General features: G+C 60.0%; 6 protein-coding genes and 1 pseudogene. 5 read left to right on the forward strand and 2 right to left on the reverse strand.

Features of this window, described 5'->3' with window-relative positions:
* Window positions 1–165: 165 nt before the first annotated feature.
* From I8N66_RS30100 to msrA, 3 genes are all read left to right on the forward strand, one after another.
* Entirely contained in the window at window positions 166–846 is a 681-nt protein-coding gene (locus I8N66_RS30100) for a type 1 glutamine amidotransferase domain-containing protein (protein WP_223729427.1), read from the forward strand.
* A 344-nt stretch (window positions 847–1,190) separates the two neighbouring features.
* On the forward strand, window positions 1,191–1,388 hold the full coding sequence (locus tag I8N66_RS30105; RefSeq protein ID WP_291161937.1) for a hypothetical protein: 198 nt from the start codon (window positions 1,191–1,193) through the stop codon (window positions 1,386–1,388).
* 182 nt (window positions 1,389–1,570) lie between these two features.
* Window positions 1,571–2,077, forward strand: a complete 507-nt coding sequence (gene msrA, locus I8N66_RS30110; RefSeq protein WP_291161940.1) for a peptide-methionine (S)-S-oxide reductase MsrA — start codon at window positions 1,571–1,573, stop codon at window positions 2,075–2,077.
* Window positions 2,078–2,230: 153 nt separating this feature from the next.
* Here the strand turns inward: msrA and I8N66_RS30115 are convergent, their stop codons facing one another.
* A complete protein-coding gene (locus tag I8N66_RS30115; RefSeq protein ID WP_291161943.1) occupies window positions 2,231–2,809 on the reverse strand; it encodes an OmpA family protein in 579 nt (192 codons plus the stop codon).
* Window positions 2,810–2,813: 4 nt separating this feature from the next.
* Window positions 2,814–3,236, reverse strand: a complete 423-nt coding sequence (locus I8N66_RS30120) for a cysteine rich repeat-containing protein (RefSeq protein WP_113538114.1) — start codon at window positions 3,234–3,236, stop codon at window positions 2,814–2,816.
* A gap of 589 nt (window positions 3,237–3,825) precedes the next feature.
* Between I8N66_RS30120 and adhP the strand changes: the two genes are divergently transcribed.
* Window positions 3,826–4,854: an alcohol dehydrogenase AdhP gene (adhP, locus tag I8N66_RS30125; RefSeq protein WP_291161949.1), complete on the forward strand. Its 1,029-nt coding sequence runs from the start codon at window positions 3,826–3,828 to the stop codon at window positions 4,852–4,854.
* 141 nt (window positions 4,855–4,995) lie between these two features.
* Window positions 4,996–7,406, forward strand: a pseudogene (locus tag I8N66_RS30130) (glycosyl transferase); the annotation flags it as partial.

Below are 7,406 nucleotides of genomic sequence, written 5' to 3' on the forward strand. Positions count from 1 at the left end.
GAGCGAGCTGAAGTTCTCGCTCCTTCGTCCATCATCAAGATGGATAGCTGGATTCTGCGACCTGGATCTCCCACATATCATTGCGACGCCAATATCAGTGCATCGAGAAGCCGACGCGGCTGATCGGACTTCAAATCTACTCCTCCTGTGCAAAGGATATGATCCATGAAAGTCCTAATGGTCCTCACTTCGCATGACACCCTCGGCAACACCGGCAAGAAGACAGGGTTCTGGCTCGAAGAGCTGGCGGCTCCCTATTACGTTTTTAGGGATGCCGGAGCCGAAATCACCCTTGCATCGCCCAAGGGCGGCCAACCGCCACTTGACCCGAAGAGCGATGAACCGATGTTCGAGACCGACCTCACTCGGCGTTTCAAGGCAGACCGGGAAGCCAAGGCCCAGCTCGCCGAGACGGTTCGCCTCGACAGCGTCAACCAGAGGGACTTCGACACCGTCTTCTATCCCGGCGGTCACGGTCCGATGTGGGATCTCGCCGAGGACGGAAACTCGATCAAGCTGCTTGAAGCCTTCATTGCGGCGGGCAAGACGATTGCCCTCGTATGCCACGCCCCCGGCGTTCTGCACCGCGTCAAGAACCCGGACGGCACGCCTTTCGTGAACGGTCGAAAGGTCACCGGTTTTACCAATTCCGAGGAAGCGGCCGTCGGCCTGACGGAGGTCGTGCCCTTCCTGGTGGAAGACGAGTTGCTCGGTCTCGGCGCCGTTTTCTCAAAGGTGAAGGACTGGGGCGTCCATACGGTCGTGGATGGCCGGCTCATCACCGGCCAGAATCCCGCCTCATCTGGCGAAACGGCAAAAGCCCTCCTGGCCGCCTTGAAACCGTGATCGAAGATTGGATCGGGGCGCGTCGCCAGAAAGAGCGGCCGCCTCGCCTTCAAGAAAGCGAACGAAGGCGTTCGTCCGCCCATCCGGAGCAATCGGCAAGCAGCCGACCGCCAACCTCAACGTTCTCGCGCGCACAGTTCGGCTCGGCCTCAACATCGTCGGGAACCGTCCTCGAGTTGCAGCGTTTCCCGTCCTCCGGTGCTTTCGGATACCGGGCCGCAGGAGAGAACCTGGATCGAACCGATCGCAGGCAAAAGCAGAGGGCAAGGGACGATATGGGTTTGGTACAACTCGGCCGGGCTCGCCTTTCGTTGGTGCTTCCACGGCACCGCGAACTTCTGCGCATGACAAAGAACCATCAGCTCTACGACCTCTTCGAGGCCTATGCGCGCGAGTCGATGACGCTCGACAGTCTTTTGCGAGAGCTTCCGCGCCGGGAGAAGCAGGTGTCCGAGCATCAGCAAATCTGCCTGGATCTACAGGCCGAAGTGGTGACGCTGCTGACGCGACTGACGGAACCGCTGAAGCCCGGGGCGTTGTAGCATTCTGCCTCGTCAACCTCTGGAAGCGCCGTGACGACCCACAGCGCGGGATTCGATCCATGTTTTTGGCGCCCTCCTGACCTGAGCAAAACGAGTTCCTATATTACTGGTCCATCGCCGACGGTTCCTTCGCCGTGAGTGGAGAAAAGACCAAGGCGTATTACCAACCGGAGGGATTCTGGATGACGAAGAGAGCTGTTCTGGCCGGTGGCTGTTTCTGGGGGATGCAAGACCTGATCCGCAGGCTCCCCGGCGTCACCGATACGCGCGTCGGCTACACCGGCGGCGACGTGCCGCACGCAACTTACCGCAACCACGGCACCCATGCCGAGGGCATCGAGATCATCTTCGACCCTGAGCGTATCAGCTACAGGCGCCTTCTGGAGGTTTTCTTCCAGATCCACGACCCGACGACGAAGAACCGCCAGGGCAACGACATCGGCGTGTCCTATCGATCGGCGATCTACTACGTCGACGACGAGCAGAAGCGGGTTGCCGAGGATACCATCGCTGACGTGGAAGCCTCAGGCCTGTGGCCGGGCAAGGTCGTGACCGAGGTGGAGCCAGTTGGAGATTTCTGGGAGGCCGAACCGGAGCACCAGGATTACCTGGAACGCTATCCGAACGGCTACACCTGCCATTTCCCGCGCCCGAACTGGGTGCTGCCGCAACGCTCGGCGGCAGAGTGAAGGATCGTTCTGGCAGATGCGCCTCTGGGCCTCGCGTCATGCACGGGCACGGTGGTGAGCATGCCAGGCAAGGCTTGGGCCCAACCCTCTAGGTTGGGCCTCTTCTAGGAGACGCTTGGGAGACAACCGATCAGCCTGGTGTTGCGCTGCCGGTCACAGCTTTTGCGTGAAGACCCCAAGGTTGATCAGTTGCACGCGCCTGTTGTTTGAGGCATCGGCGTTCAAGCCTTCGATCGGCATGTATTCGCCAACACCGACCGCGTAGAGACGTTGTGGGTCGACGGCGAAGGTGGTTGAAAGGATCTCCTTTATCGCAGCGGCGCGCTTGTCGCTGAGCTCGAGATTGTGCTTATCGTCGCCTGTCGCACTTGAGTGGCCGACGACGAGGAACTTGTAGGCCCAGAGGTTCGGGTGATGCAGGGCATCCGCAAGCATCCCCAAGGTGCGATAGGATTTCGGCTGGATTGCTACAGAGTCGTTTTCGAAATTGATCTCAACGACCATCTGCGGAAGCTTCGAAATTTTTTGCCAGTTCGGCAGAGCCGCCATCGGCTGGCCGCCGCCGTTCACCACCTCCTGCCTCAAGATCTCCAGATCAATTGCCGGCGCCGCCGAGGTAAGCTTTCCGAGCCCGGTGATGATCCGCTGTTGAGAAACCTCCTGGGCAAACGTCAGGCAGGGGAAGAAAGCGATTGCGGCAAGCAAAGCGCCTGCTTTTGCGAGAAACCTCATGGAATTATCTCCACCCTGCATCTGTGATCACCTGATTGCATTCCTGGCTGATGCGTTCCTGCTTTTTCGCCAGGCAAGCGAGGATGAAGCCGTCGCCCTTGATATCGGAGCATCTCTTGGCGATGTCGCGCTGGCAGACCTTTTGATAGGAAGCCTGGGCCTGTTCCCGCTGGGCAATCGACTGAAGAACGACGCTGATGGCACCCTTGCAAGTGGGCGTCACCTTCGAAGCGTTCTGCTGCAGGCAATCGGCGATTCTTCCGTTGCCGAGATTCAGTCCCTTGCACAACTTCTGAATATCCGCCCCGCAATCGTCCGCCAATTTGGTGATCGCGTCGGCGTAACTGAGGGTCTGGGCTTGGACAGGCCCGGTAAAGACGATGGCGGCAAGCACGGTGGCCGCCGCGAAATATCTGCCCTTCAACATTATGACCTCTTATCGACTGGTCGCCGGACGGCGCCAAACGGCGACAAGGTGCATGAAGGCCGGGTAGTGCGGGAGTATGTTACAGTAATGCACAGCGCTCCTGTGGACGGATCACTATGCTCCATGCAGACACCGGACAACTTCGCTGATCTTCTGTCCGGCCAGTTGGAACAGCCGCTTGCGCGGCGGCAGCGGCAGCGGTCGCAAGTTGCAGAGCCGGTTGTCGAAGCATCGCAAGAGGTTTAACATTCGCGCGGCTAATGACGGGATGCCTCTCGCCGGAGTTGGGTTCACCTGCGCGTCAAAGAATTGGTGACGGCGGTCGTCGTCAAGCATTCGCGTGACAACAGCGGTCAGACAGGCAAGCCGAATTATGTTGGACAACCCCATCAGCGACCTCCCCGTTGCTGGCGATGGAAGCCTGTTCGTGAGTCTTAATCAACGAGGGCAAAGAACCGCACGGATGTTGGCAGAGAATGTCTGAAGCGCCGAGGCGCAGCCACGATGTCTCGGGTTAGTTTCCGCCATAGCCATTACTGGCTTAAGGCCCGCAAATACGTCGAAGTCATACAAGCTGGAGGAGCATGAAATGGCAAAGACGATGAAGGCGGCTGTCGTTCGGCAGTTCCGCGCTCCACTCACCATTGAAGAAATGGCCGTTCCGACACCTGGACCAGGACAGATACTGGTCAAATACGAGGCGACGGGCGTGTGCCACACCGATCTCCACGCCGCCAATGGCGACTGGCCGGTAAAGCCGTCGCCACCCTTCGTACCCGGACATGAGGGAGTTGGCTTCGTCTCGGCGGTGGGAGCGGGCGTCAAAAGAGTGAAGGAAGGCGACAGGGTTGGGGTGCCTTGGCTACACACTGCCTGCGGTTACTGCCCATACTGCCGAACCGGTTGGGAGACCCTGTGCGCTTCCCAGGTAAATACAGGATACTCCGTCAACGGAACCTTCGCGGAGTTTGGACTTGCAGATCCTGACTTCGTGGGCGCCGTACCAGACAAACTCGAGTTCGGTGCGGCCGCGCCGGTGCTTTGCGCCGGGGTGACCGTATACAAGGGGCTGAAGGAGACGGAGGTCCGTCCCGGCGAGTGGGTGGCGATATCCGGTGTCGGTGGCCTCGGGCACATGGCAGTGCAATATGCCAAGGCGATGGGGATGAATGTCGTTGCTGCCGACATATTCGAGGAGAAGCTGACGCTGGCAAAACAGCTCGGCGCCGATATTACTGTCAATGGCAAGGCCAAAGACGCCATCGAACAGGTCACGAAAGCGACCAATGGCGGCGTTCACGGCGTCCTTGTGACCGCGGTCTCTCCCGTCGCGATGGAGCAGGCCTTCGGGTTCATGCGGTCGAAAGGCACGATGGCGCTTGTCGGCCTTCCCCCGGGAATGATGTCCTTGCCCGTGTTCGAAACAGTGCTGAAACGCATCACCGTGCGGGGCTCGATCGTCGGCACCCGCCAGGATCTGGAGGAATCACTGGTGTTTGCCGCAGAGGGAAAAGTGAAGCCGCATTTTTCCTGGGATCGCCTAGAGAACATCAACGACATCTTCCATCGGATGGAGGCAGGCAAGATCGACGGCCGCATCGTCATGCGACTGCACTGATTTGCACGCCGGCCACCCGGAGGAATGTCAGCACGGGTCTTGTTGAACGGGAGGCGCAAATGGCCTTTCCCGAACAACATCCGTGGAAAGAGCCGGCGTCCGGCTTGAAGCAAAGCTGCTATCGATTTGAGGGATCTCGCAATGGTCCGGTCGATTGACGAAAATGAAAATCTGGTTTCCCCACATCGAACAGGCCCGGCTACCGAAACCGCCCTGCTTTCGAACGGCAGTTATCATGTGCTCCTCACAGAGAACGGGTCAGGATACGCAATCTGGCGCGGCCTCGATGTCACGCGTTGGCGAGAGGATGTTACGCGCGATTGCTGGGGCCAGTTTTGCTACATCCAGGATCTCGAAAGCGGCGATGCCTGGTCCATCGGCAGGCAACCGATCCGACGGCCGGATGCAACATATGCGCAGGAGCTTGATGGAGACCGCGCGGAGTTTCTTTGCGCTTTCAAAGACATCGAAGTCACCGCGCAAATATGTGTAGCTGATGATTGCGATGCCGAAGTGCGCTTGATGCAGTTCGTCAACAAGGGAGCCGCGACCCGGAAACTTGCGGTAACGAGCTACTCCGAGGTCTGCCTGAGCGGCCGACGCGGCGACAGTGCGCACCCTGCATTCGCCAAGCTTTTCGTAGAAACCCGGTTTGACCCGGAAACGACGGCGCTGTTTGCAAGGCGCCGACCGCGCAGCGCCTTCGACAAGCCGAATTTTGCCGTCCACGTTTCGGCATCGAGCCAGAACGGCGGTTCTTCGGTCGAATATGAGACGGACCGCTGCCGCTTTCTGGGCCGAGGGGGAACACCGTCCAATCCCCTCGCCCTTGAGAACCGGCAGCGTCTTTCAGCGACGACGGGCCCCGTCCTTGATCCGGTCTTCAGTCTGCGCAGAACGTTGGCATTGGGACCTTCCGAGACCGCGCAAATCGCTTTCGTGACGGGTGCCTCTGACGACGAAGGGGCCGCACTGGCGATCGCGAGACAGTTTTCAGATATTGCAGCGGCAATTAGGGCTCTATCGCCTGCGACCCGAAACTCCACCAATGCGGCCGCCGCTTCCCAATTTACGGCCGACAAGGTGGCCGTCTGTTATCAACTTGCAGGAGCGCTCATTCGCTCGCATCCCGACCTCCGGAATGGCAGCGTCCATGGGGGCCCGCGCCTTGAAATCGGTGCGTTGTGGTCGAATGGGATTGGCGGCGACATTCCCATTCTGCTGCTGCGGCTCGATCAAAAAGTAGGGACCGCGCTTCTTCCGGATGTTCTCGATGCACATGCGTTCCTGACTGGCCGTGGCCTCGCCTTCGATCTGGTTCTGCTCGATGAACGTAACGCAGACGAAAGCGTGCACTTGCGCGAACAGGTCGCAGAAAGCCGCGGAGAAGAACTCCTCGATAAGCCAGGAGGAATTCATACGCTTCGTGGCAGCAAGCTCCCGCACAGCACAACGAATACGCTCCTTGCTGCCGCGCGTGTGGTTCTTGCTTCCAGCCGCGGACCGCTGGCCGTTCAGATCGCGCCGAGAACAAGCATTCCGCTTTCCGCACCACCACCCGACGCATCTTCGCGCCGCCGACTGGTGCGGCCCTGCGACGCTCCAGAGGACCTGCTTTTCTGGAGCGGACACGGGGGCTTCACGCATCAGGGCATTGAATATGTGATCGCTGCGGAACGGCCGACGCCTGCGCCATGGTGCAATGTCATCGCCAACCCCGATTTCGGCTGCATGACGAGCGAAAGCGGCCTTGGGTATAGCTGGGCAGGCAACAGCCAGTTGAACAGGCTTACGCCGTGGTCGAACGATCCGGTTTCAGACCCTCCGGGCGAGGTCGTCTATCTGCGCGATGAGCAGACCGGAGAAGTATGGACGCCGACGCCACTACCGCTTGGGCACTCGTCGTCCAGCAATGTGAAACATGGGCAGGGCTATACGCGCTATGAAGGCGCCAGCGGAACGCTTCGCCACGAAATGACGGTGCATGTTCCTGTTTCCGCACCGCTCAAGATCATCCAGCTCACCATTCGCAACGAGGGAGCCGAAGCGCGCGCACTGAGCATAACCTACTTCATCGAGTGGGTGCTCGGGACCTTGCGCGAGGATACGTCGGCGCGGATCGCCTGCGAACATGACACCAAGACACACGCCATCATCGCTAGGCCCATCTGGGAAGGTCCTTTCGCTGGACGACTCGCTTTCGCTGCATCCAGCATGCCGCTGCGATCGTTCACCTGTGATCGCGGCGAGTTCCTGGGGCGCGGCGGTTCCGTCGCACAGCCCTTGGGGCTGAATGGCTCCGAGCTGAGCGGCTCCACCGGCACCCCAGGTGATCCCTGCGCGGCGTTGACAGTCGAGGTATCGGTCCTTCCTGGCCAGAGCGCCGAGCTTGTGTTCGTGCTTGGGCAGGCAGCCAGTCGCGACGAAGCCCGCAAGCTCGTTCGGGAATATGCCGACCCGGGCGGTGCACGGCGCTCAATGGAGGCCGCCACCCGGCACTGGGACCAGACCCTGGGTGCGATTACGGTCCGCACGCCAGACAAGGCCTTTGA

The sequence above is a fragment of the Ensifer sp. SSB1 genome (genome assembly GCF_016652895.1).
Lineage (GTDB): Bacteria > Pseudomonadota > Alphaproteobacteria > Rhizobiales > Rhizobiaceae > Ensifer.